At 73.0% G+C, this 21,754-nt stretch carries 19 protein-coding genes, 1 pseudogene and 1 riboswitch; of the genes and pseudogenes, 16 read left to right on the top strand and 4 right to left on the bottom strand.

Translation table 11 applies throughout. The features are described from left to right. Positions 1–52 precede the first annotated feature (52 nt). The gene (locus KHP12_RS37620) at positions 53–739 is read right to left on the bottom strand and encodes a class II aldolase/adducin family protein (RefSeq protein WP_086884676.1); all 687 of its coding nucleotides are present in this window, start codon (positions 737–739) and stop codon (positions 53–55) included. Between the two features lie 351 nt (positions 740–1,090). On the opposite strand from KHP12_RS37620, the gene KHP12_RS37615 reads away from it, so the two are divergent. The 10 genes and pseudogenes from KHP12_RS37615 to cobC all read left to right on the top strand — a co-directional run bounded on the left by KHP12_RS37615 (position 1,091) and on the right by cobC (position 12,497). Further along, a complete protein-coding gene (locus tag KHP12_RS37615) occupies positions 1,091–2,347 on the top strand; it encodes an inorganic phosphate transporter (protein WP_086884677.1) in 1,257 nt (418 codons plus the stop codon). A 13-nt stretch (positions 2,348–2,360) separates the two neighbouring features. Further along, positions 2,361–2,612, top strand: coding sequence for a hypothetical protein (locus KHP12_RS37610; RefSeq protein WP_086884678.1), 252 nt, complete (start codon positions 2,361–2,363; stop codon positions 2,610–2,612). Positions 2,613–2,753: 141 nt separating this feature from the next. Further along, positions 2,754–2,971, top strand: a riboswitch (cobalamin riboswitch). A 146-nt stretch (positions 2,972–3,117) separates the two neighbouring features. Further along, the gene (locus KHP12_RS37605; protein ID WP_086884679.1) at positions 3,118–4,101 is read left to right on the top strand and encodes a cobalamin biosynthesis protein; all 984 of its coding nucleotides are present in this window, start codon (positions 3,118–3,120) and stop codon (positions 4,099–4,101) included. Continuing rightward, on the top strand, positions 4,098–5,702 hold the full coding sequence (locus KHP12_RS37600) for a cobyric acid synthase (RefSeq protein ID WP_086884680.1): 1,605 nt from the start codon (positions 4,098–4,100) through the stop codon (positions 5,700–5,702). The genes KHP12_RS37605 and KHP12_RS37600 overlap by 4 nt, the downstream gene beginning before the upstream one ends. A 58-nt stretch (positions 5,703–5,760) precedes the next feature. Next, positions 5,761–7,899, top strand: a complete 2,139-nt coding sequence (locus tag KHP12_RS37595; RefSeq protein ID WP_086884681.1) for a putative cobaltochelatase — start codon at positions 5,761–5,763, stop codon at positions 7,897–7,899. Continuing rightward, positions 7,899–8,495: a cob(I)yrinic acid a,c-diamide adenosyltransferase gene (gene cobO / locus KHP12_RS37590; protein ID WP_037949564.1), complete on the top strand. Its 597-nt coding sequence runs from the start codon at positions 7,899–7,901 to the stop codon at positions 8,493–8,495. Before KHP12_RS37595 ends, cobO begins: the two co-directional genes overlap by 1 nt. Continuing rightward, positions 8,489–9,973, top strand: coding sequence for a cobyrinic acid a,c-diamide synthase CobB (locus KHP12_RS37585; protein WP_210609156.1), 1,485 nt, complete (start codon positions 8,489–8,491; stop codon positions 9,971–9,973). The genes cobO and KHP12_RS37585 overlap by 7 nt, the downstream gene beginning before the upstream one ends. Before the next feature lie 52 nt (positions 9,974–10,025). After that, positions 10,026–10,457: pseudogene (locus KHP12_RS37580) on the top strand (cobalamin biosynthesis protein); the annotation flags it as partial. A 98-nt stretch (positions 10,458–10,555) separates the two neighbouring features. Then, on the top strand, positions 10,556–11,392 hold the full coding sequence (locus KHP12_RS37575; protein WP_086884683.1) for a sirohydrochlorin chelatase: 837 nt from the start codon (positions 10,556–10,558) through the stop codon (positions 11,390–11,392). Continuing rightward, positions 11,382–12,497: an Rv2231c family histidinol phosphate aminotransferase CobC gene (cobC, locus tag KHP12_RS37570; RefSeq protein ID WP_211834157.1), complete on the top strand. Its 1,116-nt coding sequence runs from the start codon at positions 11,382–11,384 to the stop codon at positions 12,495–12,497. Before KHP12_RS37575 ends, cobC begins: the two co-directional genes overlap by 11 nt. Positions 12,498–12,732: 235 nt before the next feature. Here cobC and KHP12_RS37565 read toward each other — a convergent pair whose 3' ends face one another. Continuing rightward, on the bottom strand, positions 12,733–13,632 hold the full coding sequence (locus tag KHP12_RS37565; protein WP_167442695.1) for an SCO1860 family LAETG-anchored protein: 900 nt from the start codon (positions 13,630–13,632) through the stop codon (positions 12,733–12,735). A 290-nt stretch (positions 13,633–13,922) separates the two neighbouring features. Next, positions 13,923–15,032 (bottom strand): amidohydrolase family protein, encoded by a 1,110-nt coding sequence (locus tag KHP12_RS37560; protein ID WP_208653273.1) that lies wholly within the window; start codon positions 15,030–15,032, stop codon positions 13,923–13,925. Between the two features lie 301 nt (positions 15,033–15,333). On the opposite strand from KHP12_RS37560, the gene KHP12_RS37555 reads away from it, so the two are divergent. From KHP12_RS37555 to thpD, 6 genes are all read left to right on the top strand, one after another. After that, positions 15,334–16,011, top strand: a complete 678-nt coding sequence (locus KHP12_RS37555) for a SigE family RNA polymerase sigma factor (RefSeq protein WP_244203456.1) — start codon at positions 15,334–15,336, stop codon at positions 16,009–16,011. Then, complete coding sequence (locus KHP12_RS37550) at positions 16,011–16,898, top strand: hypothetical protein (RefSeq protein ID WP_246643225.1); 888 nt, start codon at positions 16,011–16,013, stop codon at positions 16,896–16,898. The genes KHP12_RS37555 and KHP12_RS37550 overlap by 1 nt, the downstream gene beginning before the upstream one ends. Positions 16,899–17,217: 319 nt before the next feature. Then, positions 17,218–17,769, top strand: coding sequence for a diaminobutyrate acetyltransferase (gene ectA / locus KHP12_RS37545; protein ID WP_051572847.1), 552 nt, complete (start codon positions 17,218–17,220; stop codon positions 17,767–17,769). A 74-nt stretch (positions 17,770–17,843) separates the two neighbouring features. Then, positions 17,844–19,106 (top strand): diaminobutyrate--2-oxoglutarate transaminase, encoded by a 1,263-nt coding sequence (ectB, locus tag KHP12_RS37540; RefSeq protein ID WP_086884878.1) that lies wholly within the window; start codon positions 17,844–17,846, stop codon positions 19,104–19,106. Between the two features lie 39 nt (positions 19,107–19,145). Continuing rightward, entirely contained in the window at positions 19,146–19,550 is a 405-nt protein-coding gene (locus KHP12_RS37535) for an ectoine synthase (RefSeq protein WP_020872270.1), read from the top strand. A gap of 4 nt (positions 19,551–19,554) precedes the next feature. Beyond that, positions 19,555–20,442: an ectoine hydroxylase gene (thpD, locus tag KHP12_RS37530; protein WP_086884875.1), complete on the top strand. Its 888-nt coding sequence runs from the start codon at positions 19,555–19,557 to the stop codon at positions 20,440–20,442. Between the two features lie 105 nt (positions 20,443–20,547). Here thpD and KHP12_RS37525 read toward each other — a convergent pair whose 3' ends face one another. Continuing rightward, positions 20,548–21,594 carry an aminotransferase class V-fold PLP-dependent enzyme gene (locus KHP12_RS37525; RefSeq protein ID WP_086884876.1) on the bottom strand — a complete coding sequence of 349 codons (1,047 nt, stop codon included), beginning with the start codon at positions 21,592–21,594 and terminating at the stop codon, positions 20,548–20,550. Positions 21,595–21,754: the final 160 nt, after the last annotated feature.

Raw genomic sequence — 21,754 nt, 5'->3', positions numbered from 1 at the left:
GGGCGTACCCGGCCGGGTGACCGCCCGGCCGGGGCCCGGGTGCGTGCCGGGCTCAGCCCTTCTGGCCGTAGCCGCTCAGCTTCTCGGCGGCGCGCCGCATCTCGTCCGGCGGGATCAGGGAGGGGGTGCGGCCGGGGACGGAGACCGCGGTGAGCCAGACCTGGCACATCCATTCGAGCTGGGCGGTGCGGTCGTACGCCTGGTCCAGGGTGGCGCCGTGGACGACGGTGCCGTGGTTGCGCAGCAGACAGCCGCTGCGGTCGCGCAGCGCCTCGAGCATGGCGGCGGCCAGTTCGTCCGTGCCGTAGAGCGCGTAGGGCGCGACGCGGACCGGGCCGCCGAGGGCGGCGGTCATGTAGTGGATCGCGGGGAGCTCGTCGACGAGCGTGGAGACGGCCGTGGCGTGGACGGCGTGGGTGTGGACCACGGCCTCGGCGTCGGTCTCCCGGTAGATCGCGAGGTGCATGGGCAGCTCGCTGGTGGGCTTCAGCGTGCCGAGGACCTGGTGTCCGTCCAGGTCGACGGCGACGGCGTCCCTGGGGCCGAGCCGGTCGTACGGGACGCCGCTCGGGGTCACCAGGACGGTGTCACCGACCCGGGCCGAGACATTGCCCGAGGTGCCGACGACCAGGCCGTCGGCGGTGGTCCTGCGGGCCGTACTCACCACCTGCGTCCATGCCTGTCGCAGGGGATGCGTCAGCCGCGGCTGCGGCTGCCGCGTGGATCGCGACTGGGTCACCTGCCCTCACCTCCGGGGCCCGATCCTTCCAGGCGGCCGCCGGCCGCGCGGCGGCGGGACCGGCGACTGGCGCGACGGGCGACTACGACCGTGCCTCGTGGACACCCGACTCCGGACGGGTGAACGTGAGGGGACGGCGGACGCCCGCGAGACCGGTCCCGGGACCGTCTCCGGCGGCTCTCGAACGCGGCTCAACTCCCCTGCGACATGGGAGCGTAGGCTGAAATTCACCGGGTTTTAGCGACCCCGCAACCATGTCACCCTGATGCCCTGCTCAGTTCATCTCCCGTTCACCCTGTTTCCTTACGTTCACCGTGCCACTAACGACCTTCGAACTGATTGACCGGGTGTATGGAACACATCACGCTTCTCATCGGGATCGTGATCGTCACGGCCTTGGTGTTCGACTTCACGAACGGCTTTCACGACACGGCTAACGCCATGGCCACCACCATCTCCACGGGAGCACTCGGGCCCAGGGTGGCGGTGGCGATGTCGGCCGTCCTCAATCTCGTCGGCGCGTTCCTGTCCGTGGAGGTGGCCAAGACCATCTCCGGCGGGATCATCGACGAGGGATCCGGTATCCAGCCAGAAGTGATCTTCGCGGGACTCGTCGGCGCGATCCTGTGGAATCTGGTGACGTGGCTCGCCGGACTCCCCTCCAGCTCCTCGCACGCCCTGTTCGGCGGTCTGATCGGCGCCACCGTGGTCTCCGTGGGCCTGGACGGGGTCAATGGCGACGCGATCGTCATGAAGGTCCTGATCCCCGCCGTCGCCGCGCCGATCGTGGCCGGCATCGCCACGCTGGCCGCCACCCGGCTCACCTACCGGCTCGGCCGCGACCGCTCCCCCGAGGACACCGCGAAGGGCTACCGCGCGGGGCAGATCGCCTCCGCCGCCCTGGTCTCCCTGGCCCACGGCACCAACGACGCCCAGAAGACGATGGGCGTGATCACCCTGGCGCTGGTCACCGGGAACGTGGTGGCGCCCGACTCCGACCCGCCGCTGTGGGTCATCGTCTCGGCGGGCCTGGCCATCGCGCTCGGCACCTACCTGGGCGGCTGGCGCATCATCCGCACCATGGGCAAGGGCATCACCGACATCCAGCCGCCGCAGGGCTTCGCCGCCCAGACCGGCGCCGCGACCGTCATCCTCGCCTCCTCCCACATCGGCTTCGCGCTGTCCACCACCCAGGTCTGCTCCGGTGCCGTCATGGGCGCGGGTGTCGGCCGTAAGGGCGCCGTGGTGCGCTGGTCGACCGCGGGCCGCATGGTGATCGCCTGGGTGCTGACCCTGCCGGCCGCCGGTCTGGTGGCGGGCGCCGCCGCGCTCCTCGCCGACCAGGGGAACGCGGGAATCACGGCGGTGGCCGTGCTCGCCGTCCTGGCCTGCGGGGCGATCTGGATGCTGTCGCGCCGCAAGCCCGTGGACCACACCAACGTCAACGAGGTCGGCACCCAGGAGCCGGTGGGCGCCGTCACGGCCGCCCTGCGGTCCGTGGCCCCGCCGCCCGCCGGTGCGGCGAGCGCCGCCCCCGAGGACGACACCTCGGAGCACACACCCGAGCAGACCCCCACCCCCGCCGCCGCGAGCAGCACCACCCGCTAAGGAGCCAGGAAACATGAGCATCGACTGGGCTGCACTCGGCCAGGTCTTCGGCATCAGCCTCGCGGTCACCGTCGGCATGGTGGGCGTCTTCACCCTGGGCATCGTCGGCACCTCCCGTAAGGCGGCGCCGGAGCGGGGCGGCACGGCCGCCGCCGTGCCCGGGGGCGCGGTGGGCGCCTCCTCGCTCGCGCGCACCGGCGCGTACGCCTGCTTTGCGGTGTGCGCCGCGGTCGTGGCGTACGGCATCTATCTGATCGTCGCCTGAGGACCCCGCTTCCCCGAACGACCACCGGCCGCCGGATGGTGGCGCTGACCAGCGCCGACCGTCCGGCGGCCGTCCTGTGAGGGGCGGTTGGCTGTGGGGCTCGGCACACTCGGGCGTCATGGGTCATATGCGAGTTGACGGCCATTCGCGGCCCATGGTGGACTTCCCGAGCCAAACGGCGGCAGGAGAGGAAGCCGGTGAGAATCCGGCGCGGTCCCGCCACTGTCACCGGGGAGCACCCTCCCATCGCCTGTATGGGGTCACGGCTCGTCCGTACGGTTCGTCGCGTACGCGGGGCTGGAAGACCGGGAGGGCCGCGGATCCGGGAGCCAGGAGACTCTCACCGCCGGTCACGTCGAACCAGGGCGCGGACCCTGAGTGAGGACATACCGCCATGCCCGGCATCGCCACGCCGCCAGCCCTCCCTGTCCGCTTCGGCTCTTCCGGCCCATCCGGCCCGTCTGGTTCCGTATCGCCGCGCCGAGGCGTGACGGCGGCCTGACGGATGCCTGCCGACCACGCCTCGTTCGCGTGTGGCGCGGCCCTCGGCTTCCTCGGCGACCTCGCCACGGGTGATCCGCGCCGCGGCCATCCGGTGGCCGCGTTCGGGCGCGCCGCCGCGGCCGCCGAGCGCCGGCTGTGGCGCGACCACCGGGGCTACGGGGCCCTGCACACCGCGTTGTGCGCGGGCGGCGCGGCCGCCGGTGCCGCGCTGCTGACCCGCGCCGTACGGGGCCTTGGCAGCCGCCGTGGCGCGGAGGTCGCGCTGACCGCCGCCGCCACCTGGGCCGTGCTGGGCGGCACGAGCCTGGGCCGTGAGGCACGGGCCGTCGGCGGGGCGCTGGCCGCCGGGGACCTCGAGGTCGCCCGGGAGCGGCTGCCGCATCTGTGCGGCCGCGATCCGCAGGCGCTGGACGGGCCGCAGATCGCCCGCGCGGTGGTCGAATCGGTGGCCGAGAACACCTCCGACGCCGTCGTGGGCGCGCTGGTGTGGGGCGCCGTGGGCGGTGTGCCGGGGCTCATAGGATTCCGTGCCGTCAACACCCTGGACGCCATGGTGGGCCACAAGTCGCCGCGCTACCGGCGGTTCGGCTGGGCGGCGGCCCGGCTGGACGATGTGGCCGGCTGGCCCGGTGCGCGCCTTACGGCGGCCCTGGCGACGCTCGCGGGCCCCGATCCGCGCGGTGCGTGGCGCGCCTGGCGGCGCGACGGCGGACGCCATCCGAGCCCCAACGCGGGCCCCGTGGAGGCGTCCTTCGCGGGCGCGCTCGCCGTCCGGCTGGGCGGCACCCTCGCGTACGGCGGCCGGGTCGAGCACCGACCGGTGCTCAACTCCGGCGGGCGGCCGGTGGAGTCGGCCGACATCGAGCGGGCGATACGGCTGTCGCGGCGCGTCGGCGTGCTGGCGCTCGGAGTGTCCATGGCGGCCCGGCCGGTCCTGAGGGCGTTGACGGGACGGCCCCGGGCCTTGGGAAGGGGCGGCGGATGAGCGGGATACGCGCTAAGGACGGCACGGAGGGTTCCGGGGCACGCGGCGGGGGGCTGCTCGTCGCGGGCACGACCTCCGACGCGGGCAAGAGCGTGGTGACGGCCGGGATCTGCCGGTGGCTCGCCCGTAAGGGCGTCAGCGTGGCGCCCTTCAAGGCGCAGAACATGTCGCTCAACTCCTTCGTCACCCGGGAGGGGGCGGAGATCGGGCGGGCGCAGGCCATGCAGGCGGCCGCCGCGCGCGTCGAGCCCAGTGCGCTGATGAACCCGGTCCTGCTGAAGCCGGGCAGTGACCGCAGCAGTCAAGTGGTGCTGCTGGGCAAGCCGGTGGGCGAGCTGAGCGCGCGCGGGTACTTCGGCGGGCCCGGGGCCCCCTCGCCCGGCGAGAGGGTCTCCACGGGGCGGGAGGCGCTGCTGGGGACCGTCACGGAGTGCCTGGAGGAGCTGCGGCGCACCCATGACGCGGTGATCTGCGAGGGCGCGGGCAGCCCCGCCGAGATCAATCTGCGCCGCACCGACATCGTCAACATGGGTCTTGCGCGCGCCGCAGGGCTTCCGGTCGTGGTGGTCGGGGACATCGACCGCGGTGGTGTCTTCGCGTCCTTCTTCGGCACGACCGCGCTGCTGTCGGCCGCCGACCAACGGCATGTGGCCGCCTACCTGGTGAACAAGTTCCGCGGCGATGTGAGCCTTCTGGAGCCCGGCCTCGAGATGCTGCGCGACCTCACCGGGCGCCCGACCGTCGGGGTGCTCCCGTTCGCCCACGGGCTGGGCATCGACGAGGAGGACGGGCTGCGGGTGTCGCTGCGCGGCGCGGTGCGGGAGAGCGTCGTGGCGCCCCCTTACGGCGCGGACGTCCTGCGGATCGCGGTGGCCGCCGTACCGCTGATGTCCAACTTCACGGACGTGGACGCGCTGGCGGCAGAGCCGGGCGTGATCGTGCGGTTCGTGGACCGGCCCGAGGAGCTGGCCGACGCCGACCTGGTGGTGCTGCCGGGTACCAGGGGCACCGTAAGGGCGCTGGAGTGGCTGCGTGAGCGCGGGCTGGCCGACGCGATCGCCCGGCGGGCCGCCGAGGGCCGTCCGGTACTGGGCGTCTGCGGCGGCTTCCAGGCGCTCGGGGAGCGCATCGAGGACGAGGTCGAGTCGAAGGCCGGGACGGTCGCCGGGCTCGGACTGCTGCCGGTGCGGGTGCGGTTCGCGGCCGAGAAGACTCTGGCCCGGCCGGTGGGCGAGGCGCTCGGCGAGCGGGTGGAGGGCTACGAGATCCACCACGGGGTCGCCGAGCTGCTGGACGGAGCCGAGGAGCCCTTCCTGGACGGCTGCCGGGTGGGCTCGGTGTGGGGCACGCACTGGCACGGCTCGCTGGAGAGCGACGGCTTCCGGCGGGCGTTTCTGCGGCGGGTGGCCGCCGCGGCGGGCCGGGCGTTCGTCCCCGCGCCGGACACCCGCTTCGGCGAGCTGCGCGAGGAGCAGCTCGACCGCCTCGGCGACCTGATCGAGGAGCACGCCGACACGGACGCGCTGCTGCGGCTCATCGAGGAGGGCGTCCCTGAGGGGCTGCCGTTCGTCCCTCCGGGGGTCCCAGGGGGGACGCCATGACGAGCCCCCACCCCCACACCGGACCGCTGTGCCCACGCACCCCAGGAGGTATCACCGCGTGACCACCACCTACCCCTTCAGCGCGATCGTCGGCATGGACGGCCTGCGGCTCGCCCTGCTCCTCAACGCCGTCTCCCCCGCCGTGGGCGGCGTCCTGGTACGCGGCGAGAAGGGCACGGCCAAGAGCACCGCCGTAAGGGCGATCGCCTCGCTGCTGCCCGAGGTGGACGTGGTGGCCGGGTGCCGGTTCTCCTGCGATCCGGCCGCGCCCGACCCGTCCTGCCCGGACGGGCCCCATGAGCCGGGCACGGGCGAGGCGCGCCCCGCGCGGATGGTCGAACTGCCCGTGGGCGCCTCCGAGGACCGGCTGGTGGGCGCGCTGGACATCGAGCGGGCGCTGTCGGACGGTGTGAAGGCGTTCGAGCCCGGACTGCTCGCGGACGCCCACCGCGGGGTGCTCTACGTCGACGAGGTCAACCTGCTGCACGACCATCTGATCGACCTGCTGCTCGACGCGGCCGCCATGGGCGCCTCCTACGTGGAGCGCGAGGGGGTGTCCGTACGGCACGCGGCGCGCTTCCTCCTGGTGGGCACCATGAACCCCGAAGAGGGCGAGCTGCGGCCGCAGTTGCTGGACCGCTTCGGCCTCACGGTGGAGGTCGCGGCGTCCCGCGACACCGAGGAGCGGGTCGAGGTGGTGCGGCGGCGGCTGGCGTACGACGAGGACCCCGAGGGGTTCGCGGCGCGCTGGGCGGCGGACGAGGAGGCCCTGCGGGAGCGCATCGCGGCGGCGCGCTCCCTGCTGCCGCGGGTGGCTCTCGGCGACCGCGCGCTGCGGCAGATCGCGGCGGTGTGCGCCGGGTTCGAGGTGGACGGGATGCGCGCGGACATCGTGACGGCCCGTACGGCGACCGCGCTGGCCGCCTGGGCGGGGCGCACCGACGTCCGGACCGAGGACGTACGGGGGGCCGCGCTGTTGTCGCTCCCCCACCGCAGGCGGCGGGCGCCGTTCGACGCGCCGGGGCTCGACGAGGACAAACTGGACGAGATCCTGGGGCGGTTCGAGGAGGACGACCCGGAGCCGGATCCGGACCCGGGCCCCGAGGACGGGCCGGGCGGCTCCGGGCCGGACGACCCGGGCGGCCCCGAGGGCGGACCGCAGGAGGGCGCGGGTGACGGGCCGGGGGAGCAGTCGCCGCCCGCCGAACCCGAGCCGTCCGTCCCCGACCAGCGCACGGGCGAGCACGAGACGGCCGACCGCGAGCCCGACTCCGCCCCGGCCGACCGCGACAGCGGGCCGGGCGAAGCGGACGACGGTGTGGGCGGGGCCGGCGGTGAACGGGCGGCCGTGGGCGCCGCCGAACCGTTCCGGACCCGGCGGCTCGACGTCCCCGGCCTGGGCGAGGGCGCGACAGGCCGTCGCTCGCGCGCCCGCAGCGCGCACGGCCGCACCACCGGGGCGCGCCGCCCGCGGGGGACGCTGTCCGCGCTGCATCTGTCGGCGACCGTCCGGGCGGCCGCCCCGCATCAGCTGGCGCGTGGACGGCGCGGTCCCGGGCTGCTGGTGCGCCGGGACGATCTGCGCGAGGCGGTGCGCGAGGGCCGGGAGGGCAATCTCGTGCTGTTCGTGGTGGACGCGTCGGGCTCGATGGCCGCGCGGAAGCGGATGAGCGCGATCAAGGGCGCGGTGCTGTCGCTGCTGCTCGACGCCTACCAGCGGCGGGACAAGGTCGGGCTGATCACCTTCCGGGGCGCGGACGCCGTGCTGGCGCTGCCGCCCACCTCGTCGGTCGACACGGCCGCCGCACGGCTGGAGCGGCTGCCGACGGGCGGCCGTACGCCGCTGGCGGCCGGGCTGTTGAAGGCCCGGGAGGTACTGCGGGTGGAGCGGCTGCGGGATCCGGCACGCCGTCCGCTGCTGGTCGTGGTGACCGACGGGCGGGCCACGGAGGCGCGGCGGTCCGGCGGTCCCACGCCGGTCGAGCGGGCCGGGCGCGCGGCGCGGATGCTCGCGGGCGACGGGGTCGCCTCGGTGGTCGTGGACTGCGAGTCGGGACCGGTGCGGCTGGGGCTCGCGGGCGCGCTCGCGCGCGAACTGCGGGGCACGCCGGTGACACTCGACGAGCTGCGCGCGGACAGCGTGACCGCGCTGGTGCGCGATGTACGAACCGTTTCGAACCCTCGGAGGGCCGCCTGATGCCGCAAGGACAACCGACCGTCGTGCCGGACGACGGGCTGACCACCCGCCAGCGCCGCAACCGTCCGCTGGTGCTCGTCCACACCGGTCAGGGCAAGGGCAAGTCGACCGCGGCGTTCGGGCTGGCGCTGCGGGCGTGGAACCAAAACTGGCCGGTCGGTGTATTCCAATTTGTAAAGTCCGCGAAATGGCGGGTCGGCGAGGAGCGCGCGCTGCGCGTCCTCGGCGACTCGGGCGAAGGGGGGACCGTCGCATGGCACAAGATGGGCGAGGGCTGGTCGTGGGTCCAGCGCGACATGGCTTCCAGCGAGGAGGCCGCACGCGAGGGCTGGGAGCAGGTCAAGCGCGATCTCGCGGCGGAGACATACCGGCTCTATGTGCTGGACGAGTTCGCGTATCCGATGCACTGGGGCTGGGTGGACCCCGACGAGGTGGTGGCGGTGCTGCGGGACCGTCCCGGGACACAGCACGTGGTCATCACGGGGCGTAACGCACCGGCGCAGCTGCTGGACTTCGCCGACCTGGTCACCGACATGTCCAAGGTCAAGCATCCGATGGACGCCGGTCAGAAGGGCCAGCGAGGCATCGAGTGGTGAGTGTCCCGCGCCTGGTGATCGCGGCGCCCGCCTCCGGCAGCGGGAAGACGACGGTCACGGCGGGGCTGATGGCCGCCTTCGCGGAGCGCGGTCTGGATGTGTCCCCGCACAAGGTCGGCCCGGACTACATCGACCCTGGCTATCACGCGCTGGCCATCTCCTCGGCCGGTTCCTCGGTCGGTTCTTCGGGCGCCTCGGGAGCCGGCCGGTCGCGGACCGGAGTCGCGCGCCCGGGCCGGAATCTGGACGCCTATCTATGCGGTCCGGACCGGATCGCACCGCTGTTCCTGCATGGGGCGGCGGGCTGCGATCTGGCGCTGGTCGAGGGGGTGATGGGCCTGTTCGACGGGGCGGCCGGACAGGGCGAGCTGGCCTCGACGGCGCATGTGGCCAAGCTGCTGCGGGCACCGGTGGTGCTGGTGGTGGACGCGTCGTCGCAGTCGCGGTCGGTGGCCGCGCTCGTGCATGGCTTCGCCTCCTGGGACCCCGAGGTGCGAGTGGCGGGGGTGATCCTGAACAAGGTCGCTTCGGACCGTCACGAGGCGATGCTGCGCGAGGCGCTGGAGGGGTGCGGGGTGCCGGTGTTCGGCGCGCTGCGCCGGACGCGGGCGGTGCGGGCCCCGAGCCGCCATCTGGGTCTGGTGCCGGTGGCCGAGCGCCATGCGGAGGCGGTCGATTCGGCGGCCGCGCTGGCGGCGCGGGTGCGGGAGGGCTGCGATCTCGACGGGCTGCTGGCGCTGGCGCGCAGCGCACCGCCGCTGTCCGGGCGGCCCTGGGATCCGGAGGAGGAGATACACCGGGCGATGGCCGCCGTCCCCGGTGCCGAGGGCCGGGGCGACGGTGCCGGGGGCCGGGGCGACCGGGCGGCGCGGCCGGTGGTCGCCGTGGCGGGCGGGGCCGCGTTCACCTTCTCGTACGCGGAGCACGCCGAGTTGCTCACGGCGGCCGGGGCGCGGGTCGTCCCCTTCGACCCACTGCGGGACGAGCGCCTCCCGGAGGGCACCGCCGGTCTGGTGATCGGCGGCGGCTTCCCGGAGGTCTACGCCCCCGAGCTGTCCGCGAACGAGCCGCTGCGCACCGCCGTCGCCGGGCTCGCCGCCTCCGGCGCGCCCATCGCCGCCGAATGTGCCGGACTGCTGTATCTGGCGCATTCGCTGGACGGGGAGCCGATGTGCGGGGTGCTGGCCGCGAAGGCACGGATGTCGGAACGTCTGACGCTGGGCTACCGTGAGGCCGTGGCCGTCTCCGACACCTCACTCGCCGCCGCGGGGACACGGGTGCGCGGCCATGAGTTCCACCGCACGACCATCGTGCCCGGAGCGGGGCCGGAGCCCGCCTGGGGGCTCGTCCACCCGGAGCGTCGTACCGAAGGGTTCGCACAGGGAGATGTGCATGCCTCCTATCTGCATGTGCACTGGGCCTCGGTCCCAGGGGCGGCGGCGCGGTTCGTCGACAGATGTGCGTCCCCCGCCGGTTGAGCCGGGGCGGTGAGCTGACGTGGAGGTCATCGGCCGGGGCACGGCGTCTCCCCCGCCCGCGGCACCGCTTGTCGTCGGGGTCGGGGCCGGCCGGGGGGTACCCGCCGACGAGGTGCTCGGGCTGGTCGAGGCCACCCTGACGGAGGCGGGCCTTTCCCCGTGCGGTGTCGCCGAGTTGGCCACCGTCGAGGCCAAGGCCGGGGAGGCCGGGCTGCTGACGGCGGCCGAACGGCTGGGGGTGCCGCTGTGCGGATACCCGGCCGAGGCCCTGGCCGCGGTGGAGGTGCCGAACCCGTCCGCGGCGCCGCTCATCGCCGTGGGCACGGCCGGGGTCGCCGAGGCGGCCGCGCTGCTGGCGGCAGGCCCGGGGGGCCAACTGCTCGTCGCCAAGCGGAAGTCCACGCCACCCGGCCGCCCCGGGAAGGCCACCTGCGCCGTCGCCCGGCGGCAGTCAAATCCGGGCAGGCCGGGCAGCGAAGACCTGCCGTCGACCGCCCCGACGCAGCTCAGTAACGTCTCGGGGCGGAGCAGCCCGCCCCCCGCCGACCGTGACACCCGCACCACCTGCACCAAGGAGACCTCGTGACGACCCCGCCCGCCCTGCTCATCGCAGGTATCGGCACGCGAGACGAAAGGCATGCCGCCGCCTTCCAGGCATTCGTCAGGGAGTTGGCCGCACGCCACCCGGACCTGCCCGTGGCGGGTGGCCTCACCGGACCGGGCAGCCATCCGCTGTCCGACGCGGTCACCCGGCTCGTCGGGGAAGGGGTGACCCGCTTCGCGGTCGTCCCGATGACGCTGATCCCCGCGGCTCCCCCGAGAGACGACATCGCCGCCGCGCTGGCCCAGGAGGCGGAGCGGCACGCCGACGCCTCGTTCGCCTCCGCCCGGCCGCTCGGCCCGCACCGCACACTGCTGAGCCTGCTGGAGCGGCGGCTCGACGAGGCGCTGGGCAATCGGCCCCGGCTGCCCTCGGACCGCGCGGAGACGACCGTGCTGCTGGTGGGCGACGGTTCGCCGCTCCCCGAGGCCAACGCCGAGGTGCACCGCGCGGCCCGGCTGCTGTGGGAGGGCCGTGGCTTCGCGGGCGTCGAGGTCGCCTTCGCCTCGCTCGCCGCCCCGGACGTGGCCTCCGGCCTGGACCGCTGCGCCAAGCTGGGGGCGCGGCGTGTCGTGGTGCTGCCGTACTTCCTGTTCGAGGGTGACGCCCTGGAGCGGGTGCGGCAGCAGGCGGAGGGCTGGGGGCTCGCCCACCCCGAGGTCGAGGTGGTCCCGGCCGATGTCATCGGCCCGGCGTGGGAGTTGGCCGACCTGGTCATGGATCGCTATGAGGAGGTGGCCGACACCAGCGAGCGCGCCGGATTCAGCGATGAGGCCCATGCCTTCGCGCATCCGGATGCCCACGCCGATGTCCGCTGAGCCGTCGGCGGACCTGCCCGCGGCAGGGGCCGCCGCCGATGGCGGGTCCGCCGGGTTCGATCTGCGGCATCACGGGGACGCGGAGGTGCGGGGTGCCGACTCCGCCCTGACGGACCTCGCGGTCAATGTCCGGGCCGGTACGCCTCCGGATTGGCTCAAGGCCCATATCGCCGCGTCCCTCGACGGACTGGCCGCGTATCCGGACGGGCGGGTGGCGCGGGAGGCGGTCGCCGCGCGCCATGGGCTTCCGGTCGGCCGGGTGCTGCTGACGGCGGGCGCCGCGGAGGCGTTCGTCCTGCTCGCCCGTGCCATACCGGCCCGGCGGCCGGTGGTGGTGCATCCGCAGTTCACCGAGCCGGAGGCGGCGCTGCGGGACGCGGGGCACCCGGTGGAGCGCGTGGTCCTCGACGAGCGGGACGGCTTCCGGCTGGCCGCGGCGGCCGTGCCGGAGGACGCCGATCTGGTGGTGATCGGCAACCCCACCAACCCCACATCCGTGCTGCACCCGGCCGATGCCGTGGCCGGGCTCGCCCGGCCGGGGCGGACGCTGGTGGTGGACGAGGCGTTCATGGACGCCGTCCCGGGTGAGTCGGAGTCGCTGGCGGCCCGCACCGATGTGCCGGGGCTCGTGGTGCTGCGCAGCCTCACCAAGACCTGGGGCCTGGCGGGGCTGCGGATCGGCTATGTACTGGCGGAGCCGGACACCATCACGGCGCTGGAGCGGGTCCAGCCGCTGTGGCCGGTGTCCAGCCCGGCCCTGGCGGCGGCCGAGGCGTGCTGCACCCCGTCCGCCCTCGCCGAGGCGGCCCGCGCCGCCGACCGTACGGCCGCCGACCGGGCCCATCTCGCCGACCGGCTGGCCGAGTTGGCGGAGTCGGCCGAGGTGCGGGTGTGCGGCCCGGCGGCGGGGCCGTTTCTGCTGATCCGTGTGGAGGGCGCGGCGGCGATCCGCACCCGGCTGCGGGAGCTGGGCTTCGCGGTCCGCCGCGGTGACACGTTCCCGGGCCTCGGCCCGGAGTGGCTCCGGCTCGCCGTCCGCGACCGCGCCACGACGGATCGCTTCATCATCGCCTTGACGAAGGCGATAGCGGACGCGGCCGCCTAAGCGCTCCGCGGGAAGTGGCGCGAGGTGCGGCGGTCGTTCATCCGCGGCTGCGTCGTGGCCGGTCGCCCACACGGCGGAGCCGCACATCGACACAGCCCCGCGCCCCTTCGGGGCGCAATCGAACCGCACCGCACCCGCGCCCCCAGGCCTGTGCACGCCCGTGCACGCAGCCGCCCCGGCCCCGGCACCGGCACCCGCGCCGGGTGGCGCGGGTGCCGGTGCCAACGGGCAGACGTCAGGCGGCGTCGCCGCGGGTGGTGGCGGCCCGGCGGCGACGGGCCAGGACGACGGCGCCGCCGCCCACCGCGAGCAGCAGGGCGCCACCGGCCACCAGGTACGGCGTGGCCGAGCTGCCGCCGGTCTCGGCCAGGTGCTCCGGCTTGGGCTCGGGCTTGGTCTGGGAGCCCACGCTCGGGCTGGGCTCGACCGCCGCGGCCACGGGCGACTCACAGGTCGCCCGGGCAAGGGTGACCTGCCCCTCGACCTCCGAGACGTTCAGCTTGAGCGGGTTCACGGAGACCTTCAGGTTGAGGGCCGTGGCCGCCGCCGTGCGCGAGGTGGTGGCCGTCCGCGACAGGTCGAGCCGGACCTGGCCGAGCGACGGCACATCGACCGTGGTGGTGCCGCTCGTGCGCAGGGTGACCTTCTGACCGAGCACGCTGACGCTGCCGAGCAGGTTGGAGTGGGCGGTCGGCCGCTTCCCGACGGCGCACACCGCCTTCGAGGTCACCTGCTCGACCGTGATCAGCGGCACCGCGGCCAGGCCCGGGACGTGGACCTGGGCGTTGACGAGGTTGGAGTACCCCTCGGCCCGCTGCTTGTCCGCGGCGGCCCGGGCGGTGGCCACATCGGCCCGCAGGACATTGAACGGCCGGCCCCCGTCCACGCCGTCCACGGTCGCGCTGAGCGCCGTCTTGCTGGCGGTCGCGGGCGCGTGCACATCGTTCAGCACGACCGAGAGCGGAGCGCTGACGGTCTTGTTGAGCAGGGAGACATCGAGATCGGTGCGGAGCACGACCGCACCCGCCTTACCGGTGGTCGCACCGGTGTCGGCCTGCGCGGTCGCCGCGGGCAGCAGCCCCAGGACGGAGACCGCGGCAGCGGCAGTGGCGGCCGCCAGACGGCGGGTGGGCATGCCGAAGTTGGTGTTACTGGAACAGGACACGTGAGTGGACCCCCACAGGAGACATGGAGCCGCCGGCGCCTGCCGCGGGGGACTCCACGGGCGCCGACGGCCTCGACCACGCCATATTTGCGCACTGAGGGTAAACAGGCAGACACATGATGTCCGTTCATCCCAAAGGGTGTGGTTCGCCGCCCAGTTCGAACCACGTTCCCTTCCGGCACCCCTCGCCCCACCTGTCCCCCGCCTGTCCCCGCCCGTATCAGCCCCCGCCGCCCCGCCCGTATGAGCCCGGCGCCGCGTCAGCCGACCACACGTCCCCGGAGCACCACCCGCCGCGGCGTCGTCAGCACCCGCACATCGGCGCGCGGATCCGCGTCGTAGACGACGAGATCGGCGGAGGCGCCCTCGGTGAGCCCCGGCCGCCCGAGCCAGTCCCGCGCTCCCCAGGTCGCCGCCGAGAGCGCGTCGCGCACCGGGATCCCCGCCTTCACCAGCTCGGCGACCTCCTGCCCGACCAGCCCATGGGCCAGGCCGCCGCCCGCGTCCGTGCCGGTGTAGATCGGGATGCCCGCGTCGTAGGCCGCCCGCACCGTCTCGTAGCGGCGCGCGTGCAGCCGCCGCATATGGTCGGCCCAGCGCGGGAACTTCGCCTCGCCGCCCAGCGCCAGCCGGGGGAAGGTGGCGATGTTGACCAGGGTCGGCACGATCGCCACGCCCCGCTCGGCGAACAGCGGGATGGTCTCCTCGGTGAGCCCGGTGGCGTGCTCGACGCAGTCGATCCCCGCCTCGACCAGCGGGGCCAGGCTCTCCTCGGCGAAACAGTGCGCCGTGACCCGCGCGCCCAGCCGGTGCGCCTCCGCGATGGCCTCCTCGACCGCGCCGCGCGGCCAGCAGAACCCCAGGTCGCCGGTCTCCCGGTCGATCCAGTCTCCGACCAGCTTGACCCAGCCGTCGCCGCGCCGCGCCTCCGCGGCCACATAGGCGACCAGGTCCTCGGGCTCGATCTCATGGGCGTAGTTGCGGATGTAGCGCTTGGTGCGGGCGATATGGCGGCCGGCCCGGATGATGCGGGGCAGGTCCTCGCGGTCGTCGATCCAGCGGGTGTCGGCCGGCGATCCGGCGTCCCGCAGCAGCAGCGCCCCGACGTCCCGGTCGGTCAGCGCCTGCTTCTCGCTCGTCGAGTCGTCCACCGCCCCATGGGCGTCGAGTCCGACATGGCAGTGGGCGTCGACGAGGCCGGGCAGCACCCAGCCCTCGATCAGCCGGATGTCCCTGGCCCCGGACGGCCGCTCGAAGGTGATCCTGCCGTCGACCACCCACAGCTCGTCCCGTACGTCCCCGGCAGCGTCGCCGGTGTCCGGTCCGACCAGGACCCGGCCCTTGATGTGGAGCACCGCGCTATCCCTCATGCAACGCACTGTACGAGACCGGAGCAGGGCGTTGACCGGCCAATTCCCATCAGCGGGAACGGCGCCACTCGAACAACATGCAGAGCGCTGCTACGCTCACGCAACCCACCGGACGAGCGGCAGTGAGGAGGTCCTCGTGAGCGCTCCCGCCGATGACGCGGCCGCCTCGGGCACCGCGCGAGCCGTACGGATGGACGCGGCGCGCATGACGGGCCCGCCACGGGATCCGGGGGCCCCGGGCCTCGTCTCCCCGCAGGCGCCCGACGCACCGGAGGACCCCGACGGCTTACCGGCCGACGCCCTGCCCGCCGCCGCCTTACCGGCCGATCCAGAAGCCGAGTTCCGGGACTTCTTCGAGCGGCACCACGCCGAGCTGGCCCGCCTCGCCCATCTGCTGCTCGGCAGCTCCGACGGGGCGGACGACCTGGCGGCCGACGCGCTGGTGGCGGTCTGGCACCAGTGGGACCGGGTGCGGGCCGCCGACCACCCGGCAGCGTACGCCCGGGGTGTGGTCGCCAATCTGGCCCGGTCCCGGATCCGGAGCCTGGTGCGCGAGCGGCGCCGCGTGGCGCTCTTCTCCTCGCAGCGCCCCGACCGCGTGGACGACCCGGATGTGTCCGCCGTGGTGGATGTGCAGGCCGCGCTGGTCCGGCTGCCGTTCCGCAAGCGCGCGTGTGTGGTGCTGCGCCACGCCTTCGACCTCTCCGAGCGGGAGACGGCCCGTACGCTGGGCATTTCGGTGGGCACGGTCAAGAGCCAGACCTCACGCGGCATCGCCGAGCTGGAACGGCTGCTCGGCCCTCCGGACGGCGAGGACGGGAAGGAACTGTCCGCGGCCACCGAGGCCGAACGGACAGGACGGACGGTACGAACGCTCCGCGCCGGGAACACGGGCCACACAGGCCACACGAGCCACACCGGCCCAGCCCGCCACTCCGGCCACATGGGCCATGCCGGGCACGCAGGAGGGGGCAGTTGATGATCGAGCATCGCGAGCACCCCGAGAGCCGCAACCGCCCCGAGAGCCGCGAGCACCCCGAGAGCCGCGGCCGCCCCGCGGGCCGCGACGTCGTCGCCGAGCTGCGGACGGCCGCCGCCTCCCATGAACCGGACCGGATCCGGATGCTGGCCCGGGTCACGGCGGGCATGGCGGCCGACGACCGGCGCCGCGCCCCGCGGACGAGCCCGCGCTGGACCCGGGTGGTGAGCCCGGTCGCCGGGCTGGCCGCGGCGGTCGCCGCGACGGGGATCGCGGTGGTGGCCACGGACGGTGCCGAACGGCCGCAGACGGTGCGCACCTCGAGCGAGCCCGCCGCGCCCCCGGCGGGCGCGGGCGCCGGCGCGGACAGTGCGAGCGCGGACCCGGACCGGCGGCCCGGGGACGAGCCGGACGCCGGGTCGCAGAGCGATGCTGAGCGGCACACGCCGAGCGCCTATCCCACCGCGGCCGGCCCAAACCACCTCGCCGAGCCGACCGTGCGGTCCAAGGGCGCCATCAACGCCCATTCCAATCCGTACTGGGCGCAGAGCGACATCACGCTCACCATCGGCAGGCCGCTGACCTCGCTGACGGTGGAGCTGCGGGTGGCGGACACCGGGGGTGTGCGGTCCACCGGGGCCTGGACCTCGCTGCCGACCGGCGATGTGACCACCGCCACCCGCGCCGAGGACGGTGTGCTGGTCTACCGGTGGACGCTCCGGAAGGGGGCGACCGTGGCCGCGGGCCGGTATGTCCTCGCGGGACAGTACAGCCACGCCGAGGGCGACCGGGACACCGGGCGAGACGCCTACGTGGCCTCGGGCAACGGCGCCTCGGGGGCCTTTGCGGTGCGGGGCGACTTCCCTCAGTTCACCATGGGAGATTGAATTCATGGCAGCTTGGCCAGAAATTCCCCGCGTTTTTCCGCTACTGCTTCCACATTCGTCTGCCCGCTTTTGTGATTCCTAAACACAAAATTTTTCACGTGATCCTGCCATCAAAATTCAAGCGGGTCACCGGCCAGTTACGCACATGTGACGGACTCCACACGCGATCCGCTATGCCCCACTAACTCCCCCACAAATCACCGCCTTTCGGCGAGCGGCCGCGCGCGCACGCGCTCCCGCGTGATAACACATCGACCCCCCTCCACGTAACCCCCCACCACGATGCATTTTCTGATTCTGCTGGGTAAATTGAATTTGCATGACCGCCGCACAAGCAGACCTAGTCCGTAGCGAATTGGATTTGCCGGAGGGCCTGTCTCTCGACACTCCGCGCGTCGAGGACGGAGCCGCGATCTGGCGAATCGCTCGCGACTCCAAAACCCTGGACCTCAACTCCTCCTACAGCTACCTCCTGTGGTGCCGCGACTTCGCCGCCACATCCGTAGTGGCGCGCGGCGCCGACGGCGGACCGGTCGGCTTCATCACCGGTTACGTCCGGCCCGAGCGCCCCGAGACCCTGGTCGTCTGGCAGGTCGCCGTCGACGACGCCTGGCGTGGCCGCGGGCTCGCCGCCACCCTGCTGGACGGGCTGGTCAAGCGGGTCACCGCGACCGGCGTCCGCGGCATCGAGACCACGATCACCCCGGACAACACCGCCTCGAACCGGCTGTTCACCTCGTTCGCCGAGCGGCACGAAGCCGCGCTCGAGCGTGAGGTGCTCTTCCACGGCGGTCTGTTCCCCGACGGTGCGCATGAGCCCGAGGTGCTCTACCGCATCGGTCCGTTCGGCCCGCGCGCCGACCGGACCTGACCCCGACCTCGATCGATCACCCCCGATCCCTCACCCCCCTCACCCCCCTCACACCCCTCTCCCAGGAGAACGCTGTGACCATCACCCCGCCCGCCCTGAGCGTCTTCGAGGCCCTGGAGTCGGAGGTGCGCAGCTACTGCCGCGGTTGGCCTGCTGTCTTCGACCGCGCGCAGGGCAGCCACATGTACGACGAGGACGGCCACACCTACCTCGACTTCTTCGCCGGAGCCGGGTCGCTCAACTACGGCCACAACAACCCGGTGCTGAAACGGGCACTGATCGACTACATCGAGCGTGACGGCGTCACCCATGGCCTGGACATGTCCACCACGGCCAAGCGCGCGTTCCTCGAGTCGTTCCAGAACAACATCCTGCGGCCGCGCGACCTGCCCTACAAGGTCATGTTCCCGGGCCCGACCGGCACCAACGCCGTCGAGGCCGCGCTCAAACTGGCCCGTAAGGTCAAGGGCCGCGAGTCGATCGTCTCCTTCACCAACGCCTTCCACGGCATGTCGCTGGGCTCGCTGGCCGTGACCGGCAACGCCTTCAAGCGCGCCGGTGCGGGCATCCCGCTGGTCCACGGCACCCCGATGCCGTTCGACAACTACTTCGACGGCACGGTCGAGGACTTCCTGTGGTTCGAGCGCCTGCTGGAGGACCAGGGTTCCGGCCTCAACAAGCCCGCCGCCGTGATCGTCGAGACGGTGCAGGGCGAGGGCGGCATCAACGTGGCCCGGCCCGAGTGGCTGCGCGCCCTGGCCGAGCTGTGCGAGCGCCAGGACATGCTGCTGATCGTCGACGACATCCAGATGGGCTGCGGCCGTACCGGCGCCTTCTTCTCCTTCGAGGAGGCGGGCATCACCCCGGACATCGTGACCGTCTCCAAGTCCATCAGCGGCTACGGCATGCCGATGTCGCTCGCCCTCTTCAAGCCCGAGCTGGACATCTGGGAGCCCGGCGAGCACAACGGCACGTTCCGCGGCAACAACCCCGCGTTCGTCACCGCCGCCGCCACCCTGGACACCTACTGGGCGGACGGCCAGATGGAGAAGCAGACCCTCGCCCGCGGCGAGCAGGTCGAGCAGGCCCTGCGCGCCATCTGCGAGGAGCAGTCCGGCGCCCACTTCCGCGGCCGTGGCCTGGTGTGGGGCATCGAGTTCGAGGACAAGCCGCGTGCCTCGGCGGTCTGCAAGCGCGCCTTCGAACTCGGCCTGCTGGTCGAGACCTCCGGCCCCGAGAGCGAGGTCGTCAAGCTGCTGCCCGCGCTGACGATCTCCCCCGAAGACCTGGACGAGGGGCTGCGGACCCTCGCCCGCGCGGTCCGCGAGACCGCATAACCCTCCCGCACCGCAGAGAGAGAAAGGCAAGATCTCACCGTGATCGTCCGATCCTTCAAGGACATCGAGGACACCGAGAGGCACATCAAGTCCAAGTCCGGCACCTGGGAGAGCAAGCGCATCGTGCTCGCCCGGGAGGGCGTCGGCTTCTCGCTCCACGAGACCATCCTCTACGCGGGCACCGAGACGTCGATGTGGTACGCCAACCACATCGAGGCGGTGCTGTGCGTGGAGGGTGAGGCCGAGCTGACCAACGACGAGACCGGTGAGAAGCACTGGATCACGCCCGGCACCATGTACTTGCTGAACGGGCATGAGAAGCACACCATGCGCCCCAAGACGGACTTCAGGTGCGTCTGTGTCTTCAACCCGCCGATCACCGGACGGGAGGACCATGATGAGAACGGCGTATACCCGCTGATCACCGAGACCGAGGAGGCATGATCCGATGACCACGGTCACTGACTTGTACCCGACCCGTGGTGCCGTGGAGGTGGCCACACCGCGCGTGGACCCGGTGGTGTGGTCCGAGCCCGGGGCTCCGGGGCCGCTGCAACCGTCCGAGCTGAGCGATTTCGATCGTGACGGCTTCCTGGCGATCGACCAGCTGATCACTCCGGATGAGGTCGCGGTGTACCGCGCCGAACTGGACCGGCTGGTCACCGACCCGGACGTGCGCGCCGACGAACGCTCGATCATCGAGCCGAAGTCCAGGGACGTACGGTCGGTGTTCGAGGTGCATCGGATCAGCGAGGTCTTCGCGAACCTGGTGCGCGACCCGCGGGTGGTGGGTCGCGCACGGCAGATCCTGGGCTCGGACGTCTACGTCCACCAGAGCCGGATCAACGTCAAGCCGGGTTTCGGGGCCTCGGGCTTCTACTGGCACTCGGACTTCGAGACCTGGCATGCCGAGGACGGCCTGCCGAACATGCGGACCGTGTCGGTCTCGATCGCCCTGACCGAGAACTTCGACACCAACGGCGGCCTGATGATCATGCCGGGCTCGCACCGCACCTTCCTCGGCTGTGAAGGAGCCACGCCGAAGGACAACTACAAGCGGTCGCTCCAGATGCAGGACGCCGGCATCCCGTCGAACGAGGCCCTCACCGGCTTCGCCGACAAGCACGGCATCAAGCTGTTCACCGGCCTGGCCGGGTCGGCGACGTGGTTCGACTGCAACTGCATGCACGGGTCCGGCGACAACATCACGCCGTACTCCCGCAGCAATGTGTTCATCGTGTTCAACAGCGTGGAGAACACGGCGGTCGAGCCGTTCGCCGCACCGGTCCGCCGGCCGGAGTTCATCGGCGCGAGGGACTTCACGCCCGTGCGGTGATGACCGCCGTGGGACGACGTGACGTCCGTGATCTGAGGGAAGCCGGAGTGTCCCGGCTTCCCTCAGATTTTTGTGCCGCCAGATTTCTGTCAGATTTCTGTGCCGTCAGCCGGACAGCTTCTCCAGCAGCCGGTCCACATCGGCCGCGGTGTTGTACAGGTGGAAGGAGGCGCGGAGGTTGCCGGCCCGCGCCGAGACATGCACCTCCGCCTCCGCCAGCCGGGACGCGGCGTCACCCAGGCCCGGTACGGAGACGATGGCCGAGCCGGGGGCGGCCACGGGCCGGTGGCCGAGCGCGACGACCCCGTCCCGGAAGCGGTCGGCGAGTGCGCGGTCATGCGCGGCGATGGCCTCGGTGCCCAGTTCCTCGATCAGCGCGAGGGAGTGCCGGGCCGCGACGTACGCGTACACGCTCGGGCTCTCGTCGAAGCGCCGTGCGGAGTGGGCGAGTTCCCGCACCGGGCCGTAGCAGCTGTCCCAGGGCTCCTCGCCCGCGACCCAGCCCGCGAAGACGGGGGTGAGTCCGCCGAGGTCCTCGGGCACGGTCAGGAAGGCGGCCCCGCGCGGGCACATCAGCCACTTGTAGGCCACACAGACCGTGTAGTCGGCCTCGGCGGCGTTCACCGGGAACCAGCCGGCCGCCTGGCTGAGGTCCACCAGCGTGCGGGCCCCGTGGGCCCGGGCCGCCTCCCGGATGGCGGCGAGGTCGGCGATCCGCCCGTCCGCCGACTGGACCGCGCTCACGGCCACCAGCGCCGTACCGGGACGCACCGCCTCCGCGATCTCCTCCAGCGGCACGCTGCGCAGCTTGAGGTCGGCGCGGACGGCGAAGGGGTTGACCAGGGAGCTGAAGTCGCCGTCGGCCACCAGGACTTCGGCCCCGGGCGGCAGCGAGGTGGCGATCATCCCCGCGTACACGGCGACCGAGCTGCCGGCGGCGACGCGCCGGGCCGGTACGCCGACGAGCCGGGCGTAGGCGGCGCGGCTCGCCTCGACCGCCTCGAAGGACACGTCGACGATGGGCTGTCCGGCGGCCGAGCCGTCGAGGACCGCCTGCACGGCGGCTACGGAGCGTGCGGGGATCAGACCGCTGGACGCGGTGGTGAGATACGTCGTGTGTGGCGCGAATTCGGCGCCCGCCAGGCTCTCCATGTCCAGCCACTATGGGACGGGCCTACCCCGGCGTCCATCGCTTTTCCGTGTCGGATGCCTTCAAGCGATCCTTATACATAACCGCTGACCAGCGGCGATTCCGATGGCTTACGCGGCGCCCGGGTGAAACGCCGACGTGAATCGGCCGCCGGACGCGCGG

The sequence above is a fragment of the Streptomyces asiaticus genome, assembly GCF_018138715.1.
Lineage (GTDB): Bacteria > Actinomycetota > Actinomycetes > Streptomycetales > Streptomycetaceae > Streptomyces > Streptomyces asiaticus.
This window is presented reverse-complemented; position numbering and strand designations above follow the sequence as displayed.